Here is an 18,851-nt window from a genome sequence, read left to right on the forward strand (position 1 = left end):
TTCCCACAGGTCCTCCGGCGCCATCCGCTCGACAAGCGCAGCAGTCATCGCCCCAGACTGCCGCAAGATCACACCAATTGAAATGACGTCTTAGGCGGCGCGCTGTTCTTCGGCGGCGATGCAGATCCCGCAGATGCCGTGCGAGGTGGGGATGCAGTAGCCGACGTCGAGGCGGCAGCGGGGGCAGGTGCGGCGGGCGAGCATCGCCAGCGCGAGCGCACCCCACTTCCGCGACGTCATCGGGCGGACCGGCTTGGCCAGGTCGACGCGGTAGAGGAAGGCGACGCGGGGGGTGTTGCAGCGCCTGTTGATCCGCATGAGCTGAGCGGCGACCGGCTGACCACCCGGCCGTAAGCCCCGGGCGCGGAGCTGGCGGCGGGTGGCGTAGCCGTCAGGGGCCATCCGCCATGGGTAGGTGGGGATGCCGTAGCGGGCGCCGTTCGGGTCGAAGCAGCGGGCGTAGGCGGTCGGCATCAGAGCACCGCCTCAACCGGCTCGCTCGCGTCGGCGCCCTGCTGCTCGCGGGCCTCCTGGAGGCGGGCGGACACCCAGCCGATGGACCAGCCGGTGTCTTCGGCGAGCTGCCGCACCGAACGCTGCCCCTCACGGAAGGACCGGACGTAGGAGCGGGCGTCGCTCTCCGGCATCTTCATGAACGTGGCCGCGCCGTTCACGGCACCGTTCATCGTCCCGGCCGACGTGTTCACGGCCGCCTGCTCGTCGCCCGTACCGAGTGCTGTCGCGGCGGGTTCGAGGGTGTGGCGCTCAGGCCGTGAACGCTCTGTACGCTCCTGCTGTTCACGGCGCAGGGCGTCCGCGCGCTGCTGGTCCTCACGCCGGATACGGTCTTCGTATTCGCGCTGCTCACGCCGCATCTCGGCCTCGCGGTCGAGGCGTTCACGCTCCATCCGAGCCGTGTGCTCGCGCTCAGCCAACCGTTCGGCAGCCTCGCGTTCGGCCCGCTCGCGCTCCAGTTGTTCGGCGTGTTCGCGGGCGGACTGTTCAGCGCGTTCACGCTCTTGCCGCTCGTGTTCACGACTCTCGCGCTCGCGCTGTTCACGCGCATCCTGTTCGGCGGCCCGTGAACGCTCGATGCGCTCCAGCGCCCGCCCGATCGCTCGCCGGTAGGCGAGGCCGGCTTCAGCGGTGACGATCAACAGCAGCGGCGCCACGGAGTGGACCGCAACGCCGACCAGGTCGCCCTTGAGGGCGCTGTCGCCGATGTTGAGGAGCAGGGTCATCAGCCCGGTCATCCACCGCAGCACCGCCGGCCACACACCGGAGCTCCCACCGAGGCGAGCCACGGTCGCATCCAGGCGGACCACGATGACCACGGCCGCGTCGACCACGAGCGGCAGGATCGGGGCCGTCCACTCCCAGTCGTCCGGGGTGACCCGCTCTACCAGGGGCGTGACGGTCAGGACGGAGAACAGCACCGCGCCGGCGGTGATGGCCCACGTGCCGGTGGCGAGGGTTTTCTCGGCGGACTGGATCTGTGTCGGGGTCAGCGGCTCGCTCACGCCCCGATCCCCGAGGCCGGGGCCGACAGGTTGGTCAGCTCTACCCGCGCGGCCAGCGCCTTGCGGCGGGCCCGGCGGATACGGCGCTCGTCGATCTCGGTCGGCGTGCGGTCGAGGGTGGTGATGTACGCGTCCAGCAGGTCAATGTCCGCGCGGATGACCGGCATCTCGCGCTCGATCGCGTCTAGCTCCGCATCCGTCGGCTCGATCCAGTCGGCGAACGCGGTAACAGCTTCCTGAACAGTGACGATGGGGCTCATAGGGTCGTGGTCCTCTCACAGGTGAACGGCCCGAGCCGCGGTCCCGGTGTTCCAGCACTGGGAGCGCTTGCCGTTGAAGTCGGTAGGTCCGGCTCCCCTCAGCCCTGCTCGTACGAGACGAGCAGGGGAGGCAACCGGCCCGCAGTTGTTGAGCTGCGGAAGGGTTGGGGTGCGCTGTACTCGCACGTGGGACAGGGCCCACGCACGCCGCCCGCTTGCTTGCGGAGGTGGAGCGGCTTACCTCAGGCACGCTGTTGAGTTCTCAAGGGACGACCAGCAAGGGGCCCCTCTGGAGGTGAGCTATCCCGAACCGGCACGGCCTGTAGGCAGCCCAAACCAGGCCCCTCCCGGCTCGCTGTCCTAGGACTGCGAGCGGCCTGGGAAGACGATGGGACGCAGTCCTAGGACTGTCAACAGTCCTAGGACTATGGTTCACTGGTTCGCGTCGAGAGGAGTTCTGCGTGGCACCGAAGTGGCGCGAGCTGGCGGACAGGCTCGCGGAGCAGATCAAGAGCGGTGAGTACCCGCCTGGCGCCCAGTTGCCCCAGATCAGAGAGCTAGTCGAGGCCGGAGAGGGCTCGAAGGCCACCGTCCATCAGGCATACAAGGCACTGGAGTCCGAGGGGCTCGTGACGTCGACGCGCGGACACGGCACCGTGGTGCGTCCGCGCGCTCCGCTCAAGCGGCTGGGCATCGCTCGGTACGACAAGGCGAAGTGGCGCGACGGCGACGAAGTCGCGTTCATCGCTGACCGCGTCGCATCTGGGCGCGCGTACAAACGGAACGAGCAGACGCAGACTGTGAGCCAAGTCGAGGCGGACAGCCTTGTAGCCGAGGGACTTGGTGTCCCAGTCGGCTCCGAGGTGTATTCGCGCGCCCGACTCGTGAAGGAAGGGACGCAGCCGACTCATGCCCTGACCAGCTACTACAGGCCGGAGCACGTTGAGGGGACACGCATCGTCGACCCCACCCCGGGGCCTGCCGGTCGTGGCGGCGGATTCCGGGTCCTCTACGACGCCGGATACGAGATCGACCACATGCGAGAGGCGCTGTTCGCCCGCGTCCCGACAGCGGACGAAGTGCAGCTCCTGCAGCTCCCCGCCGGTGAGCCCGTAGTCGAACTGCACCGGACCACGTACACGGCGGATGGCACGGTGGTTGAGTTCGCTGTGGGCGTCCACGCTGCTTCTCGCTTCGCGTGGGAGTACGACTTCAAGGTTCCCGACTCGGCTCAGGACAGGAAGGGGCAGGAATGATCTCGGCACAGGCATGGGCAGATGCTCGGCTCCTGTGGGACTACCACTTCATGCACCACGACCCACGGCCTTGCTCGGTGGCCGTGGGGCTGGGCAGCCATGACCTCGGCGTGGCCGACGTGACAGCGGAGCTGTACCACCAGGGCATGGCTCCGGTCATCGTCTTCACAGGGGCCACCAGCCCCACGACCAAGGCGCGCATGCCGCGCGGTGAGGCTGTCCACTACCGAGAGCGGGCATTGCAGCTAGGGGTGCCCGATTCCGCCGTGCTTCTGGAGCAGCGTGCCACGAACACCGGCGAGAACATCGAGTTCTCGAAGACGGTGTTGGCAGAAGCCGACGTCAAGGTCTCGTCCGTCCTGCTCGTGAGTAAGCCTTACGAAGAGCGGCGCTCGTACGCCATGATGCGGAAGCTCTGGCCCGAGGTCGAAGTGGTGTGCGCGTCCACGCCGATGGGCTTGGAGGAATACGCCGACTCCATCGGGGATGCCCGCATGGTGATCGACATGATCGTGGGCGCCCTGCAACGAGTACTCGTGTTCCCTGGCTGGGGGCTGGCCATCGAACAGGATGTCCCCGACGCCGTTGCGGCCGCCTATGAGCGACTGTGTATCGAGGGCTTCACCAGCCGACTCCTGCCGGCTGACGTTGCCGCTCGCCCTGGCGCGTGATAACGGGGCGAGCGACAGCCCCCACGTCACGCTGGGCACGTTTCGAACTTTCCCTGCCCCATCAAGGCGGCCCGCCTGCGGCGTGCCGCGCGCGCTGGCGGCCACGGGCCGCCGCCGCTCCATGTCTCCGCCACCGCTTCGGCGGCCCGCCGCCACTCAGCGCGCAACACTGCCAAGGCGGACAGCCAGAGCAGGAAGCACCCCGACTGACCCGAGAGCCAGGACCAGGCCAATGACGGATTGACGCCCACACCACACCGCCTCCGCGCCGTCAGGAGAGGGCGCGGAACCGAGCCGAAATGCTCTCCGTACGTCCACAACGCGTCGGCAGGAGGGAGCACAGACCGTGACGTATCGAGGAAGCGTGGCTGAGCTCCGTACGGGGTTACCGGAGGCATACGTGACGGGTGCTCGTTCGGCGAGCCCGCCGCCGTGGCTGACTTTCGGTGGCGCAGGTCAGAACAGGGCTTCCATCTGCCCAACGGTGGACTCGCTCCAGTGGCAGAAGCTTCCTGCCCTGATCGACGAGGCCCCCGGTGGGTGCGAGGCAGGGGCCTTTTCACATGTACCGGTCCACCGAACGGAGCAGCTCGGCGTGCGCATGACCGATGCGGGGCCGAGCGTGGACCCATGAGCATACGGCCCTGGGTGATCGTGGAGTCGCCTGACAGTCGCGGTCTTCGCGCCATCACCATCCACGGCGAGAAGGTCGACAGTGCCTGGTCCCTTCGCGAACTGCGGAAGGTGCTCCGTCGCCTCGGCTACCCGGACGACATGGACCTAGACGACCCCTCGTGCGTCCTCTGGCGTGGCGGCGGCAGCAGCACATGGCCGGGCAAGGGCTGGAGGCGGTATGCGGTCATGGTTCTCATGGTCCTGGGGTTGCTCGCCTCGCTGGGACTGCACGTTGTCATCGGCTGGCCGGACGCCCTCGGGGCGCTCACCTTCGCGCAGCGTCTGATCGGCGTCCTGATCCTGGTAGCAGCCGCAGTGGAGGGCCTAGCGGCGGTCGCGGTCATCGACTACTGGGGCAGACGGCAGCTCAGGATATCCGGCGCTTTTGTCTTTCTCGGCGTACTCATCGCACTGGCCACCACGAGCCTTCTGCTCTTCCTGTGGCTTGAGGAGCAGGAATTCATACCCGCCCTCCCATTCTTCGTTTCCCTGTGGGGGTGGTCGGTATGGGCCACCTTCATCCTCATCCACCAGAAGGCGTGGAGGGGAATTCCGTACCCGAAGAGATTCGCCGCCGGGGTCGCCATAACGGCTCTCCTGTCAGCCGTTAGTCTCGGATATTCGACCCTTTACGCACCCACGGCCGCTCCTATGCATTTCAAACTGAGGGCCGATTTCGGTACCCCACGAACGAGCTGGGACCTGCCCTACATTCATGTTCCGCTGGCGCTTTATGCCAAAAATGACGGGCAGGTTCCGGTTTACATCGTCGTCGACGGATACTCCGTTTCCGGCTACTTGTCGAAGTTCTCCCGTGATGGTCAGGGGCTCCAGAAATGGAAGCGTGATGAGGACTACTACGAGCCCGTGGAGGCGGAAAGCTATGAGAGTGAAGTCGTACCCGCGGTAGTCGCGTCTGGACAGTTCCAAGGGCCGGGCACCGTACTTGATGTGGGGGAAGAATTCAGGATGGAAAGGGTGATCACGCTGCCCAAGGACACCGCATTCGAGACGCTTGACGCCAAGCTGCAATTCGCCGTACTGAGGCAGGACAGAGGCAGGGTCAATGATTATTCGTTTTCCGCAAGGCCCTCCTGGCAGAAAGACGAGGGTAGATATTACTGCCGGCCCGAAAAATGTGTAGAGCATCTCTTGTACCACAGCAGGGTGAGCTACAACAATAATTTGATCAACGTGACGCGCAAGCCGCGATATGTCCTGGCTCACTGGTCACCGGAAGAGCCAGCGGACATCTTCGTTTCCTCTTACGACTTCAAGAAGAAAGGGACGTCGATCCTCGACGCCTATGAAAGACTGGATCCGAAGGATTCGGAAAGGGAGAGGAAGAGGTACGGCATCTGGTGGGTCCAAGTCAACCGTGAGGTGTCCGTCCATGGGCTGCTGAAGCAGGCCGGGCCATGACCCCTGGTGCCGTCCTCGACATCCGAGTGCGCCCACGTGATCCGACTCGTCCTAGTCGCTGCGGGTCCGCGCCTGGTGCGCGAGGTCAGGTCGGAATACTGTTACAGCATCGCTCGGAGGTGCCGGCAGCCCTGACGGCAACGACGGCACACTGGCGCACATGTTCGCCAGCCTGTGCCATCGGAGTGCGGGATCGCAGGCAGTGTTCATAGCGCGGTGGCCGATCCTACGGATCACAAGTCCGTCTCGCTGTCAGCGGAACCGGTGATCAGTAGACCGGCAAGTCAGGTTGCCTAGGCAGACTGCCGTGCCCGTGCCAGACGCGTGCCAGATCGCTCGGGGAACCACGGGGAATGGCGGGGATCGGGGTGACCGTCAGGCATGCCCCCTCGTCACTTCGTCGCAAGTCAGCGCAGGTAATCACCGCCAAGAAACCCAAGCTTCCCAAGCTCAGGTCATGCGGCTTGCTCAGGACGAGACGAGGGTGCGACTAAGACCAATCTCTACGGCCTCGGCAACGTCGGACAGTAGGCAGGGTCCCATGATCGAGATCCGTGCGGATTCATCTGGTGAGGCCGAGGGCGGCCCCTGCCGACCTGGCGGGTCATTGCAGCCCATCAGGTCCTGTGCCTGGGAGATCGGTGTCGCGCGCAACTGGGAGCTGCTCGAGGGCCTGTCGCGCGGCGGCACGGAGGCTCTCGTCGGAGGGCGAGTCACTGGCATGGTCAAGAACCCACTGAAACTCCGCCCTGCTTTCCGCTGAGAGGCCTGCCCTTAAGAGGGCCTGTCCGTAGTGGAAACGATGGGCCACTTCCCACTCGCTGCCGCGACTCTCGGGCAGTACAGCCCTGTACTGTGCGAGTGCATCTTCGTGCCTACTGAGACGGCTCATGACTAGAGCTCGAAAGCCGAGCAGACGCACGCGCTCCGATGCTACGGGCGAGAGGCCCAGTGCTCTGTCGAGGCGGTGCAGCGAGGTGAGGTAGTCGCCCGTGTCATAGGCGATGGACCATCCTGTGAGATCGGCCCGTTGGACCACGGCCATCACCAACTGGCCCGCCTCGGGCCGCTGCATCAGGTAGCCCTGCCGAAAACTGGCCCAGTCTCGGCGCGAGAACGAGTTCATCAGTGGCACGAGGTCGGTAGCACACGCCACTGGGTCGACCGGTGGGTACACGAACCGGGTGTCGGCGAGGTCGAAAGAACTCAGTGGCGGCGTTCGGGCGATGTCGTGGGCCCAGTTTCCCTCGTGCCCATCAACACGTATGACGCCGACATCGTGAAGCTCGCCCATGGCTTTACCCAGAGATATGAGCTTAACGGGTCGCTCTACTGCCGTGTGGAAGTCGTCCAGTGACTCCATGTAGTCGAAATGGTCTTCCACGGCTGGGCGCCTCTTCCACAGGTGGGAGAAACGCGTGAAGTCGGTCTGCCGGGGCCAGGAGACCATTACCCGATCGGTCCTCACCCCGTCTGGAATGTAAGAAGCGAGATACTCCACCGTGTCCCGCCGGGACATCACCAGCCCGCTGTCTGGTAGGCGTATCGCAGCGGACCCCGCCACGGAGTCCACCAGTGCCCTGTCTTCAAGTAGCTCGGCCATACCGAACTCTTCAAGGCTCGCTGGAAACCGCACGATCAAGCCGGCAGGTATGCCTTCGCGTAGCCACTTGATAAGTTTACGGAAATCTGTCTGGTCAAGGCACTCGGCAGGATGAATCCGACACCCTTGAACTGTCGCCTCACCTAGGGTGACTTCGACGTCGATCAGTGTGTAGCCGGCCGGGGCGGCGGGGTATTCCAACTGAGACTCCTGCAGCACGACTCCTTGCTTGGGAGTCCAATGCTAGCTTCGACGCAGAAGGAGTAACAAGTGGCAGCAGTTGCCGAGTCACCGAATGATGCGCTTACCACCAAGTCGCTGCTGTCGTCCGCATGCCGGTCTGTCACGCCTGGTGAAATCCTGACACTTCAGGGATTCATGGAACTGGCGGCACTTTGTGAGGCGGTTGTGATTCTCGATACCGTTCGGGTGATCTCGTCCACGGACCGCTTCGCTGCCCCGCTCACTGATCTGCTGTCAGCGGAGGGGGTATTGACTGAGTTCAAACCGACCCTGACACGGGGTGACGCGTTGCGGCTACTTCAACGCCTCCCGGCTGACCTGAAGGAGCGCCTACCAGGGGAAATTTCTTTGGAGCACCTGACAGAGCCCAGACTGCTCGCCGACACCGACCACCTGCCGCCCAACGCCATAGGCATGCTGGACACTTCGGCCTCACCGCCAGAACGCGACCTCGACGATGAAGCCCTGATCCGGTGGGTTGAGAGCCTGCCGGACTATCCAAGCATCATGAACACGGCCCCGAGTCGGGCCCGTGTCTACCGCGCCGTCGGATATCTACTGGTCGCCACGACTCACGGATTGGACTACTTTCCCGACGCCGACAGGTCTCCATTCGTCGGTTCACTCCTCACCCGCACCTACAGGTCGCTTCCCCAGCAAATCTACGGGCGGGTCGCCGAGGCCTGGAACGCGAGCGATGTCGACGAGGTCGACGTCATATCGGAATGGGACATGCAGTTGCAGATACCTATTCCGCCCATCACTGCACGTGTTCTTGCCGAATGTGGATCGCTGTCAGAGGTCGGACCAAAAATGCTCGAGTTGAGGGATGAACTTGCTGGATACCGACGGCACTTCCGCGAGTTCAAGGCGGAACTGCAAAGTGCGGGAACCACTCGGCAACGCAGGCAGGTCCGGTGTAAATATCAACAACTCCTGCAGTTGGCCTCCGGACCGGACCAGGAACTGGTCAATGTGCATGAAGTCCTCAGCTTCGGCGAACAGTTCACCAAGGCCGCCACAGCCCCGCTGACCCCCACTTCCTACTCCGCGACTCTGCTGACGCAGCCTGTCGACTGGATTCGTCGGTGGTGGACACGGCGCCCCCTGGCCGTCCTGTTTCGTATGGATGCCAAGATCCCCAACCTCTCCACCTACGGCGAGCTCATAGACAAACTCTGGGGAGAACACGTCCAAGACCAGCTCTTCAGGGAGTACGTCCTCCAAGCACGCAGGGTAGAGCGAATCGCGCTGTCGACCTCCGCTCACGCTGCCGGAAGTGACTGAGCGGCCTACCTCAGAGTGCGATGACCGGCCGTCGACCCGAGGATCGGCTCTTCGCCGGATTTTGCGTGCGCCGGGTTGCTTGCCCTGTCAGCCGGCGATGCTCGCCGAGGTGGAGACCGACCGCGGGGCGAGCAACCGCAAGCGGCACATCACGACGTGGCTGCCGATCCACGGGTGCGGCAGAAGGGCGAGCCCGGCCCTGGCGTCCGTCTCAGTTTCCGTCTCATTCAGCACCGTTCGCGGCCGTTCAGGGAAGACCGGACGTCCAACCCGTCCGATGCGCCAACCGCCCACGAACGCAGGTGAACGCCCCCGGACCCAGCCCAGGGCCCCACCACCACAGTTGGAAAGCGTGTTGGCATCGGAGTTGGGTTACGGCCCGCGGAGGACGGCGAGGCGTGATCAGCTTGGGACGTGGAGACCATCATCGCCAGCGGTATAGCCGTCCTGGGGACGCTGCTTGGTTCGGGGATCACCTTGGCGTTCCAGCAGCGCACCACCGACAGAAGCCACCAGTTCACCCGCCGCGAGAAGCTCCGGCAGGAACGACTCGATGCTTACTCTGCCTACGCCGGCGCGTTGGTCAACTACCGCCGCTGCCTGGTTCACCTCTGGTTCTGCGAGCACGAACAGCCCCCTCCGGAGGACCCCGACATGGTGCGGATCCGCGCCTACGACCTACGCTCCAATGCCCAAGAGGCACTGTTCCGGGTGCAGATGCTCACTGATGACGAGGTGCTGAGCCGGGCCGCGGAGGACGTGCTGGCAGACGTTACGGCGTTGTCCAAGACAGACAGCAGAACCGAACTCGACGATGCCAGGGTGCGGACCCGTGACGACATCAGCCGACTGGTCCGAGCCGCCAAGGAACACCTCTGACGCACTTGCCGACGCACCGGTTGGTAGAGGGCCATGCCGACAGTGCTGCACCACAAGCGCACCAGATCGAGCGGGGAACAGCGGGGAATCACGGTGAAAACAGCAGAGCCCTCAGAGGCTGCGAACCGGCCGTTTGAGCAGGTCAGCGCCTACAACGGGCCCTCGATGCCCGCAGCTTCCCAAGCTGAGAGCGAAGCATCCACGACTCGCCGCTGGCGCCGATCAGAGGGCTGGATGCTCATCTCTGCTCTTGGCCTTCGTTCGCATTTCGGCCTTCTCCCTACTCACGTAAGTCGGCTAGGTCCTTCTCGGTGGCCGTAGGCCTTTCCCACCACGATGCGAGCTGGTCTACAAGACTGTGCAATGTCGGACGATCCAGACGAAGATGTACCCAGAGGGCAATAGGAGGTGGCCATGGCTGAAGAGCGAGAGGCGGGTCAAGTACCCGGTGACAAGCTAGTTGACGACCTCACATCGGTGCACAGTTGCGCTCAGTTCGTCCAAGACCGAGCCCTTAGCCAAGCCGACGCGAGTGGTGACACCAGCCGTCGCCTGCTTCCACGTCTTTTTCGCATCGTATGGCCAAAATCATCCAAGGGCAGGTATCAGCGGGCGCAGGCGCTATTGGATCTGCGCGATGGCCTGGATGAGCTAAGCCAACTAGTTGAGAAAGTGGGCCTCCCGCCTCAGTGCCGACAAGAAGTTCATCGCGCCTGTGGTGAAATCCAAACGTGGCAGGAAAGAAGCAACAAGATACACAAAGATGCAATATGGCAACTCGCCTGCGATGTGGAATGTCTTTCAATACGAATCGCCGACAAAGGCGCGCTAAGGCGAAGGCTATGGAGAGAGATGGAACCGCAAGTCGCGGCGCATCTCGGTGAAGGCGATTACCGATGGGAGGGGATGTTTGGTCGCGATGAAGCGGAAATACTTCGTAACGCACTCGAGCACGAAGACTTGCCCCAGCCTGAAAAGTTTCGACAACAACTTCTAGACATCACCCGGGCGCGCGCTAAGAGGCGGACTGCCGAGCGCGCGTACGAGAGGGTTCGCGCAGAGCGTCTGCAGGTCACAGGGATAATGATCTTAGCTACAGCCATTGCCATGGCCGCAACCTTCTCTTGGGCAGTCTACTGGCAGGGCTCCCCAAAATCAGGAATCGGATATGTCATCGTTCGCTCCGCTCTTGCCTTGATTTCCGGAGGGCTAGGTGGCGCCATCGCAAGAGCAATCCAGCTTCGAGACGCGCCATTGGGCGAGTTTGAGATCAAGCGGTTCCGCCGCTCCTTCTACGTTCAGATGGCGTTTGGCGGAGGGTTTGGCGTAGTTGCGCTGGTCCTAGTGCACGTTGGCGCCCTCCCCAAGATCGGTAATAGTTCTGACGCATCAATGACCGCTCTCTACGCTTTCCTAGCTGGTTGGTCAGAACCATTCACCCTCGGCCTTCTCCGTCGATTTGCTCCTATTGAGGGCAACATCTCATGACAACCGAGCGATGAGGTTACTCTACGCCGTGCGCGGCGCATAAGTCGGGCCAGCGCAACGCGACGGAGAAGGGAGACCGGGTTGATCTCGGGCTCCCTTCCTCGCATTCAATGGAGGCCGGGACTGGCAGGTGCCGATGTCGGCCGCCTTTTCATATGCCGTGCGGTTCGTTCGCAGTGAGAAGGTGACCGCGGCTGGTGGCGACGCGGAGTACATCTCGCAAGGCCCGGGTCAGTTCCTTCGCCAGCTGTAGTACGTCCTCCGGACCTGAGTGCTGGTCGTCGAGGGTTTCGGAGGCCTCTTCCAGCAATTCGGCTGCCGTGCCGAGTTGGACGGCTTCGATGTTGTCCGCCAGTCGCGACATGTAGCCGTCCTGATCGTCGGTGCTCAGGTAGCAGGGCTTGCCCTCCGGACCCAACCAGGGGAGAAGCCTCAGTTCGTTCCGAGCCGTCATGCTTGGATCTGCCTCTCGTCGGTCATGTGGTGGGTGGCGAAGACCGCGTCGACACGGTCCCCCGGGAACACCAGGAGGGCGGCTTCGACGATTCGCCCGGTGGCGTCGGTTGCGACGCGTGTGATCCCGAGGACTGGCGCTGTGTTACCGATCCGGAGTGCTGAGGCTTCGTCTGGTGTCGGTGGGCGGGCGCATACCGTCTCCCGAACAGCGGCCGGTGACGTGCCGAGGACGGCGAATCTCGTGGCCGCCTCCCAGCACGAGGACGTGTCGTCGAGGTCCCCGGCGGGTGCCAGGTCGGCAGGGATGTAGATGCGGGCCAGCCCGTGCGGTGACTTTCCCTCGTGGCTGACGCAGGAGAGCTCGGCGAGAGGACTGCCCTCGGGCACCCCCAGCAAGGTCATGAGATGCCCGTGAGCCTGCACTGTCGCGCTGCGAACGGTGAAACGCAGAGCCGGTTCCGCGGCGGTCCACGGGTCCAGCGTTCCCCATCCGCCGACGTACATGATCTTTCGGTGTGGACGGCGGACGAAGTTCCCCTTGCCGTGGATCTTTTCGACGAGGCCCTCGCCCTGGAGCACGGCGAGGGCCCTCCGCAGTGTCACCGTGCTGACCTTGTACCGGTCGGCCAAGACAGCTTCGGACGGGAGACGCTCGCCAGGCTGGATACGGCGGGTCGTGATCTGGTGCCGGAGGTCGTCGGCGATGTCCTGGTGGCAAGACGGCACGTCCCCGGTCACCGCCTTCTCAGCGTCCGCACGGCAACCAGCCGGGTACGCGTGTGTATGGTCAGCAACTCGCCCGACTCGAAGACCAGTTGCTTGGCCCCCTGAGGCAGTTGGAAGAGATCGCCCACCCGGCAGGCCTGGCCGCCGAGCTGGATGATGTCGCCGCGCTGCACGGTCGTCGCCGTGACCTCGATCCTGGAGACCAGCACGCCACCGAGGGCCCGTTCGTTCACTGTGCCACCTCCACAGGCGTGGACGTGGCGCATGCCGAATGGCACGGACAGTCGCACGCTTCGTAGATCACCGGGACATCGACTGGCGCCGATGCCGCGGAGAACTCCGCACAGGCGGGGTGCGTGCCGATGCGGCAGGCGATCGAGCGGTAGGGGACAGCCGAGGCGTCGGTGATGTGCGGCCGTTGTCGAGAAGGCATCAGTTGACCCCCGCGAGGGTCGACCAGGCGTCGGCCGGCAGGTACTGAGCGATGACCACGGAGCGCGCCCGCACACGCCTCTCCCAGGCCAGCACATACGGGCGGACGAGGGCGATGTCCTCACCCGTAAGCGAGTGACGATGAGGTGGCTTCATGGAAGCCCGTTCCAGGACGACTGTCGACCCGTCAGCAGACGCACGCGGGGCGCAAGAGACCGACGGCCGGGCAGGCGTTAAGGGGCGGCGGTGCCTGTCCTTGGGGAAGTAGCGCGCCCTGGTAAGGGAGACGGCGCGGCGGATACGGTTGAGCACGCTGTTCAGCTCCTATCGCTGAAAGCTCGGTCCCCCGACATCGCCCGTCGTGGGGACCGCTTTGCGTACGACCGCCCAGATGGTGCGGCCGTTCAGGCTGGTGGCGAGGAGCCCGAACCGATCGGCCTCGGCCACCACTTCTAAGACCTCCCGCCATGTCTCGGCGGAGACCGACTCCGGCACCTCCGCTTCCACCGACGTGTGTCGGGGGTGTTCCTCCACTCGCGTGACGAGCCCGAGGGCGGACAGCCGGGCGGCGATGGCCGCCGCGCTAACTCCCGAAGCGGGCACAGGGCAGCCTCCGTCATCAGCGATCACTTTGAGTGAAGCTAGTAAACTAGATTAGAGCTAGTGGACTAGATTTTCCATATGCCTGAGCAGCCGCCCTATCTCCGCATCGCCGACGAACTCCGGCAACGCATCGCGGAGCACGTGTGGGAACCGGGGGACCGCCTCCCCTCCCGCGCGCAGATCGGCCAGGAGTACGGCGTGGGTGAGAACGTGGTTCGGCGGGCGCAGGAGTTGCTGATCTCCCAGGGTGTGCTGGAGGGCCGCGCAGGGTCCGGTACCTACGTCGCCGAACCCCGGCATCGCGTGCGGGTCGTGCGGTCGTCGGCGCGGGAGCAGCCCAGCGGGTCGCCGTTCCGGGCGGACATGAAGGCCGTCGGAAGGCAAGGCGACTGGGAGAGCCGGACGGACGCCAAGGTGCCGGCGCCTGCTGACATCGCGGCTCGGCTCGGGATCACCGAAGGTGAGCTGTGCGTCCGGACGACGTACGAGTTCCTGGCGGACGGCAGGCCGATCCAGTTGTCGACGAGTTGGGAGCCGTACGACCTCACCGCAGGCACGCTGGTGGTCCTCCCCGAGGGAGGCCCGCACGCCGGGGCCGGAGTCGTGAACCGGATGGCCGCGATCGGTGTCACGGTCAGCCATGCCGTGGAGCAGCCCGAGCCGAGGCAGGCGACCGCCGAGGAGGCGTCGCTACTCGGCATTCAGAAGGCCGCACTCGTCACGCACATCCGACGGACGTACTACAGCGACCAGGGTCGGCCGGTTGAGACAGCGGACATCGTCGTGCCCGCCGCTCACTGCGAGATCGTCTACGAGATCCCGATCAACCGGTAGCGGGCGGGCGGGCGGTTGGCCGGCCGCTAACTGGATCTTTGGAAGCCGCGCCTCGGGCGTGCCCTCCGCGTGCCCCATCCGTGCCCGATAGACCGGGAAACCACGGTCAAAGGCGGGGTCGGACGGGCAGCCGGCAAAGCACCGGCCCCCGACCATATCGCCTGGTCAGGGGCCGTTCACCTGCGGTGGGTGTGGGATTTGAACCCACGGTGACATCGCTGCCACGACGGTTTTCAAGACCGTGTACGGATCGACTCTGCCAAGGCGTCGAGTGCGCCCACGGCCGTGTGGATATGAGCCGGGCCGCGACGCAACCGTTCTCCTGCGCACCACCAGGACAGTCGCTCCTGTGCATCCGCCCTTGGATGCATGCCCAGGCCGTGCTCGGGGCACAGGGGCCACGCCTGCCACAGAAGCTCCATGACGGTGTCCTGTGCGGCATCGGCGACGCTCGCCAGCGCAGAGGCAAGGCTGTCCTGTGAGTTCGGGTCCAGGTGATTGCCGTGCCACTCGCCGTTGCCCAGGGCGACGTAGACGTTCTCCGGCTCATTCGCATCGTAAGACGGAAGGGCCAGCAGTTGCAGGGGTTCCATCTGGGGAAGTGTCACCGCCAGGTCCCGGTTCAGAAGGGCGAGAGCCTGGTCCCACACGGGGTATTCGCCCGGCGAGACGCGGCGAGGCTCGGGAGGGTCGAAAAGAGCGCACATAAGCACCATCCTCCGCCACACCAGGGACAGCTCCAATTGCTCAACAGCGTCGCCCCCTGCAAAGACCGCGTGCCGCGGCTGACATCAGCGGCTGACACCAACAAGCACGATCAACAGCGCTCGGCGGCGGACCACAGTGGACGATCGGCCGAGGCGCAGGCCGGGTTGACCGATGTTGACGAGCCCCTGTGATCGACCTGATAAGGATGAGGCCGCACCGCAAAGCCTCTGCACGACAGGGCGCCGTCCTCAATTCATGGACGGCGCCCTGCTGGATTGATTGAGACTTCGCCGACCTCGCGTGATCGCTATGGTGCGTACCACAGACAAGGGAGGTCTGATGGCTGACTACGCCACCCACGCTCAAAACGCCCGCGAACTGCTCGAAGCGGTTGATGCGAAGTCCGCGGCCAAGAAGCGTCAGTACGACACAGCCATCGCGGCGGCTCAGGTTGAGGCGATCTTGGCCCTGGCCGCAGCCGTAGCCGAGCAGGGAATAAGCGCAGACACACGCTGACCCCTCCGTATCGGCCTGTCGTACAGCAGCGGAGTACAGCAACCACGCCGGCCGCGCTGTCGCCATGGCCGTCCGCCCAGCCGACCAGGACGAGGAACTCCCACCACGCTTGTAGGCAATCGGACCGGACACACGCCGAGGGCCTGACCACCGTGGTCAGGCCCTCGGTGCGATACAGCAGCGACCTGTCAGTGCTTGAGGGAGCCTTTGGTATTGTCGCGGCGCCAGCGGAGGCGCTCGGTGATCAAGGCGGCTCCTACACCAACTACGGCTCCTGCCAGGGTGCTTACTGGTGATATCCAGTCCACGGATGAGTGCTACCCAAAGGTCCGATATCCGCTAACGCTATGGGCCTGCCGACGCCGACTGCACCCCGGCGGCAAGAGCTCCCATCAGGGAGCCACTCTCTAGGCGCTTCGCGGTCGTCGCGCCGATGTCTTCTTCGCCGTGGCCTTCTTAGCGGTCGTCTTCTTGGCGGGCTGCTTCTTCGCCGTTGTCTTCTTTGCCGCGGTCTTCTTCGTCGGCATCTCGTGTACGTCGGCAGAGCCCGCGCCGCGGGCGGCTTGAGCCTTGGCCACGGATTCGTTGAGGGCGGTCATCAGATCGAGCACCTTGCCGCCCGTCTCGTCGGGCTCGGATGCCTTGGGCAGGGGCTTGTCGTCGCGCTTGGCTTCGATGATCTGCGCCAAGGCGTCGGTGTAGGTGTCCTGGAACTCCGGCCCATCGAGTTCGTCGCGGGTCATGCTGTCCATGAGGGCCAGTGCGCCGTCGATCTCGTCCTCGGTCAGGTCCACGGGCTCGGGAAGCAGCTCGGAAGGGTCGCGGATCTCGTCTGGCCAGCGCATGGCGTGCAGCACGATGACGTCGTCCTTCACGCGCAGGACGCCCAGTCGCTCCCGCCCGGACCAGGCGTACTTGGCGATGGCGACCTTCGACGAACGACCAAGGGCCTGAACCAGAAGCCGGTACGGCTTCGCCGCTACCGGCCCGGACGGCTGGAGGTAGTAGCCCTCGCCGATCCTGAGCGGGTCGATGGACTCCAGCGGCACGAAGGCCTCGATCTCGATCGCCTTGGCCGTCGGCAGGGGAAGGTCGCGCAGTTCCTCGTCGCTGATCGGGATGACCTGTTCCTTGGTGAGCTGGTAGCCCTTGCCGATCTCAGCGTTCGCGACCTCGCGGTCCTCGACTTCGCAGTACTTGCGCACCCGGACCCGGCCCATGTCTTCCAGGTGGTACTGGTGGAAGCGGATGCTGTGGTCCTCGGTCGCGCTGACCACGTTGATCGGCACCGTGACCAAGCCGAAGCTGATGGCACCTGACCAAATCGATCGGGGCATAACTGACCTCCGCGGCTACCCCGAGCAACATCAGCCTACGACGCCACGCGCATCTCGCCAGGCGTACTGCTACAAGCCGGGGGCCAGGCGGAGATCCAGGAAGCAGCGCAGCCGTACACCCGGCTCGCCGGGCTCCCGTGTCGTTCGTTCCGCCGGCGCCATCGCGCATTGTCCGGCGAGCAGCGCCTGGACGGCGAAGGCGGTCGCGTCGTCGACGGCCGCGACCTCGACCACGGCCAGCCCCGGCTCCGCTACGTGTGCTTCGTTGATCGGCCTCATGGACGGCACCACGCGGGGGCGGCCTGGGTGGTTCTGCGATCGGGAAGGCTTCACCCGATCGCGAGCCCGACATGCGATGCAAGGGTCAGGGACGGTTGCTGACCATGCGCACGTTCGGCCCCCACTTCTCCTTCGCCGCTGCCATGCACCACTGACACAGCGGGCTGCCGCCGGAGCCGTACCGATGGGTCTTGCGCTGGCATACGGCGCACTGGCCGACCTGGTCGCCGGGGCAGATCAGCGCGGACGGGTCCGGTTCGGTCACCGGGCGAGCGGGAGTCGACATCGCGGGATCCTGTTCTGGGCGACGGACACCAGCCGCCTACCGGCACGATAGCCGCTCCAATGGCACGACTGTTCGATCCCTGCCCGGAGCGCTGCCGGGCAGGGGTGTGCGGCTGCCGCGGATCAGTCGAGCACGCGCAGTCGGGCGTCGGGCTGGCAGATCGGGCAGGCAGGCAGCTCGGTGGCGAGCAGTCGGCGGGCTTCGTCGCGGGTGACCGGGCGGCGTCGCTTGCCCGCCATGCCGCAGTCGCCGGCGTGCACCTGGAGGGGCTGCTGGTCTACGCCGATGCCGAGCTCCACGTACCAGTCCGCAGGCCTCGGGCGGTGGCGCCGGCCGTACTCCTCTTCGGCCTGCCGTTGCCGTACCTCCGCGATCCTGCGGTCGATGCGGTCGACCCACATGGCGTGCCAGAACCGCAAGGTCTCCAGGCGGGCCAGGTCCGGCGGCAGATCATCGAACACGCATTTGATTCTAAGCCCGAGGTCCGCGCCTGTCAGGGTTCAGGTCAGGGCCGGGTTCTGGCGCCAAAAATCGAACACATGATTGAATCGCTGTCATGGTGCACACACCGTTTCCGCTCGATTTGATCCAGATTCAGCGCGACTGGAACCGCATGTACGCGGCACTGGAGCGTCGGCCCGTCCACACGGCCGTGCTGCGTCGCCGACTGCAGCAGCTCTCAGCTCGGCTCACCGCTCACCCGTTCTGGGAGACGGAAGCCGGCCGATCACCCGCGGCCAGGGGTGAACTGCGCCAACAGGTCCGCACGCTGGAGGAGGCGCAGGAACTCCTCACCGACCGGCAGGAACGGATCCTGCAGTACATCAGGGATTGGGTGGCCGAGCACGGCGAGGCGCCGTCAATGCGGGAGATCGGCAGGAGCGTGGGGCTGTCCAGCACGGCGTCAGTCGCTTACCAACTCGACCAGATGGCACATCTGGGCTTCATCGATCGCGGACCAGGCACCCGTACGGGGAGGGGAATCGTCCTGCGCTGGTGAGACGATTCTTACCAGCACCCCAACGTCGGTCAGCGTCCGCGGCGGACCGTGCCCCTGCCCGGCACGGGGGCATTGTGGCCTTCCTCTGGCCAACATGAGGCGGGCGACGCGAATCGGTGCACCGAGTCGCAGGTCAGAGTCCTTCTCGCCGCGTGAAACCGGTTGGTCTGGGCCAACTGTCACTGAGCAAAGTGGCCATCAGTGTTTCAACCCGAGTCCGCTACCTGCGCTCCCGTCAGACGGGTGGCCCACTATGCCTGAAGGTCACAGAGCACCGGACGCCCGCCACCGATTCATAAGTGAACGGATGATCCCCGCTGATGTGGCGGTGGCGTGGAACGGCTGCGGGCCGAAGGCTTCACCAGTCGCC

At 64.9% G+C, this 18,851-nt stretch carries 23 protein-coding genes; 9 read left to right on the plus strand and 14 right to left on the minus strand.

The genetic code is table 11. The features are described from left to right. Positions 1 to 90 precede the first annotated feature (90 nt). From ACZ69Q_RS45225 to ACZ69Q_RS45235, 3 genes are read right to left on the minus strand one after another with little or no spacing between them, the layout of a single operon-like run. Positions 91 to 474: an RRQRL motif-containing zinc-binding protein gene (locus ACZ69Q_RS45225; protein WP_471054646.1), complete on the minus strand. Its 384-nt coding sequence runs from the start codon at positions 472 to 474 to the stop codon at positions 91 to 93. After that, entirely contained in the window at positions 474 to 1,508 is a 1,035-nt protein-coding gene (locus ACZ69Q_RS45230) for a DUF2637 domain-containing protein (protein WP_471054683.1), read from the minus strand. The genes ACZ69Q_RS45225 and ACZ69Q_RS45230 overlap by 1 nt, the downstream gene beginning before the upstream one ends. An 8-nt stretch (positions 1,509 to 1,516) precedes the next feature. Beyond that, positions 1,517 to 1,780, minus strand: coding sequence for a DUF6284 family protein (locus tag ACZ69Q_RS45235; protein ID WP_471054648.1), 264 nt, complete (start codon positions 1,778 to 1,780; stop codon positions 1,517 to 1,519). Positions 1,781 to 2,241: 461 nt separating this feature from the next. On the opposite strand from ACZ69Q_RS45235, the gene ACZ69Q_RS45240 reads away from it, so the two are divergent. The 3 genes from ACZ69Q_RS45240 to ACZ69Q_RS45250 all read left to right on the plus strand — a co-directional run bounded on the left by ACZ69Q_RS45240 (position 2,242) and on the right by ACZ69Q_RS45250 (position 5,804). Further along, positions 2,242 to 3,036 (plus strand): GntR family transcriptional regulator, encoded by a 795-nt coding sequence (locus ACZ69Q_RS45240; protein ID WP_471054650.1) that lies wholly within the window; start codon positions 2,242 to 2,244, stop codon positions 3,034 to 3,036. Continuing rightward, complete coding sequence (locus tag ACZ69Q_RS45245) at positions 3,033 to 3,707, plus strand: YdcF family protein (RefSeq protein WP_471054651.1); 675 nt, start codon at positions 3,033 to 3,035, stop codon at positions 3,705 to 3,707. Before ACZ69Q_RS45240 ends, ACZ69Q_RS45245 begins: the two co-directional genes overlap by 4 nt. 630 nt (positions 3,708 to 4,337) lie before the next feature. Beyond that, on the plus strand, positions 4,338 to 5,804 hold the full coding sequence (locus ACZ69Q_RS45250; protein WP_471054652.1) for a Yip1 family protein: 1,467 nt from the start codon (positions 4,338 to 4,340) through the stop codon (positions 5,802 to 5,804). Between the two features lie 604 nt (positions 5,805 to 6,408). Here the strand turns inward: ACZ69Q_RS45250 and ACZ69Q_RS45255 are convergent. Then, positions 6,409 to 7,626: a tetratricopeptide repeat protein gene (locus tag ACZ69Q_RS45255; RefSeq protein WP_471054654.1), complete on the minus strand. Its 1,218-nt coding sequence runs from the start codon at positions 7,624 to 7,626 to the stop codon at positions 6,409 to 6,411. Between the two features lie 51 nt (positions 7,627 to 7,677). Here ACZ69Q_RS45255 and ACZ69Q_RS45260 point away from each other — a divergent pair, with 51 nt between their 5' ends. The 3 genes from ACZ69Q_RS45260 to ACZ69Q_RS45270 all read left to right on the plus strand — a co-directional run bounded on the left by ACZ69Q_RS45260 (position 7,678) and on the right by ACZ69Q_RS45270 (position 11,304). Continuing rightward, positions 7,678 to 8,937, plus strand: coding sequence for a hypothetical protein (locus ACZ69Q_RS45260; RefSeq protein ID WP_471054656.1), 1,260 nt, complete (start codon positions 7,678 to 7,680; stop codon positions 8,935 to 8,937). Between the two features lie 414 nt (positions 8,938 to 9,351). Continuing rightward, the gene (locus ACZ69Q_RS45265; RefSeq protein ID WP_471054658.1) at positions 9,352 to 9,816 is read left to right on the plus strand and encodes a hypothetical protein; all 465 of its coding nucleotides are present in this window, start codon (positions 9,352 to 9,354) and stop codon (positions 9,814 to 9,816) included. Positions 9,817 to 10,230: 414 nt separating this feature from the next. After that, the gene (locus ACZ69Q_RS45270) at positions 10,231 to 11,304 is read left to right on the plus strand and encodes a hypothetical protein (RefSeq protein ID WP_471054659.1); all 1,074 of its coding nucleotides are present in this window, start codon (positions 10,231 to 10,233) and stop codon (positions 11,302 to 11,304) included. 151 nt (positions 11,305 to 11,455) lie between these two features. Here the strand turns inward: ACZ69Q_RS45270 and ACZ69Q_RS45275 are convergent, their stop codons facing one another. The 5 genes from ACZ69Q_RS45275 to ACZ69Q_RS45295 all read right to left on the minus strand — a co-directional run bounded on the left by ACZ69Q_RS45275 (position 11,456) and on the right by ACZ69Q_RS45295 (position 13,521). Next, complete coding sequence (locus ACZ69Q_RS45275; protein ID WP_471054661.1) at positions 11,456 to 11,758, minus strand: hypothetical protein; 303 nt, start codon at positions 11,756 to 11,758, stop codon at positions 11,456 to 11,458. Further along, positions 11,755 to 12,498, minus strand: coding sequence for a GntR family transcriptional regulator (locus ACZ69Q_RS45280; protein WP_471054662.1), 744 nt, complete (start codon positions 12,496 to 12,498; stop codon positions 11,755 to 11,757). The genes ACZ69Q_RS45275 and ACZ69Q_RS45280 overlap by 4 nt, the downstream gene beginning before the upstream one ends. After that, a complete protein-coding gene (locus ACZ69Q_RS45285; protein ID WP_471054664.1) occupies positions 12,495 to 12,719 on the minus strand; it encodes a hypothetical protein in 225 nt (74 codons plus the stop codon). Before ACZ69Q_RS45285 ends, ACZ69Q_RS45280 begins: the two co-directional genes overlap by 4 nt. A 199-nt stretch (positions 12,720 to 12,918) precedes the next feature. Further along, complete coding sequence (locus ACZ69Q_RS45290; RefSeq protein ID WP_471054666.1) at positions 12,919 to 13,074, minus strand: hypothetical protein; 156 nt, start codon at positions 13,072 to 13,074, stop codon at positions 12,919 to 12,921. Positions 13,075 to 13,242: 168 nt separating this feature from the next. Further along, positions 13,243 to 13,521, minus strand: coding sequence for a hypothetical protein (locus ACZ69Q_RS45295; protein WP_471054667.1), 279 nt, complete (start codon positions 13,519 to 13,521; stop codon positions 13,243 to 13,245). 78 nt (positions 13,522 to 13,599) lie between these two features. Here ACZ69Q_RS45295 and ACZ69Q_RS45300 point away from each other — a divergent pair, with 78 nt between their 5' ends. Further along, positions 13,600 to 14,355 carry a GntR family transcriptional regulator gene (locus tag ACZ69Q_RS45300; protein ID WP_471054669.1) on the plus strand — a complete coding sequence of 252 codons (756 nt, stop codon included), beginning with the start codon at positions 13,600 to 13,602 and terminating at the stop codon, positions 14,353 to 14,355. Positions 14,356 to 14,588: 233 nt separating this feature from the next. Here the strand turns inward: ACZ69Q_RS45300 and ACZ69Q_RS45305 are convergent, their stop codons facing one another. Further along, complete coding sequence (locus ACZ69Q_RS45305) at positions 14,589 to 14,948, minus strand: hypothetical protein (protein ID WP_471054670.1); 360 nt, start codon at positions 14,946 to 14,948, stop codon at positions 14,589 to 14,591. A gap of 454 nt (positions 14,949 to 15,402) precedes the next feature. Between ACZ69Q_RS45305 and ACZ69Q_RS45310 the strand changes: the two genes are divergently transcribed. After that, a complete protein-coding gene (locus tag ACZ69Q_RS45310; RefSeq protein ID WP_471054671.1) occupies positions 15,403 to 15,579 on the plus strand; it encodes a hypothetical protein in 177 nt (58 codons plus the stop codon). A gap of 407 nt (positions 15,580 to 15,986) precedes the next feature. Here ACZ69Q_RS45310 and ku read toward each other — a convergent pair whose 3' ends face one another. The 4 genes from ku to ACZ69Q_RS45330 all read right to left on the minus strand — a co-directional run bounded on the left by ku (position 15,987) and on the right by ACZ69Q_RS45330 (position 17,942). Next, the gene (gene ku / locus ACZ69Q_RS45315; protein WP_471054673.1) at positions 15,987 to 16,916 is read right to left on the minus strand and encodes a non-homologous end joining protein Ku; all 930 of its coding nucleotides are present in this window, start codon (positions 16,914 to 16,916) and stop codon (positions 15,987 to 15,989) included. A 69-nt stretch (positions 16,917 to 16,985) separates the two neighbouring features. Continuing rightward, complete coding sequence (locus ACZ69Q_RS45320; RefSeq protein WP_471054675.1) at positions 16,986 to 17,195, minus strand: DUF6207 family protein; 210 nt, start codon at positions 17,193 to 17,195, stop codon at positions 16,986 to 16,988. A gap of 85 nt (positions 17,196 to 17,280) precedes the next feature. After that, positions 17,281 to 17,481 carry a hypothetical protein gene (locus ACZ69Q_RS45325; RefSeq protein WP_471054677.1) on the minus strand — a complete coding sequence of 67 codons (201 nt, stop codon included), beginning with the start codon at positions 17,479 to 17,481 and terminating at the stop codon, positions 17,281 to 17,283. Positions 17,482 to 17,603: 122 nt separating this feature from the next. After that, on the minus strand, positions 17,604 to 17,942 hold the full coding sequence (locus ACZ69Q_RS45330; RefSeq protein ID WP_471054679.1) for a DUF6233 domain-containing protein: 339 nt from the start codon (positions 17,940 to 17,942) through the stop codon (positions 17,604 to 17,606). Positions 17,943 to 18,037: 95 nt separating this feature from the next. Between ACZ69Q_RS45330 and ACZ69Q_RS45335 the strand changes: the two genes are divergently transcribed. Beyond that, positions 18,038 to 18,481 (plus strand): LexA family protein, encoded by a 444-nt coding sequence (locus ACZ69Q_RS45335; RefSeq protein ID WP_471054681.1) that lies wholly within the window; start codon positions 18,038 to 18,040, stop codon positions 18,479 to 18,481. Positions 18,482 to 18,851: the final 370 nt, after the last annotated feature.

It is taken from the genome of Streptomyces sp. NPDC036764, assembly GCF_055609385.1.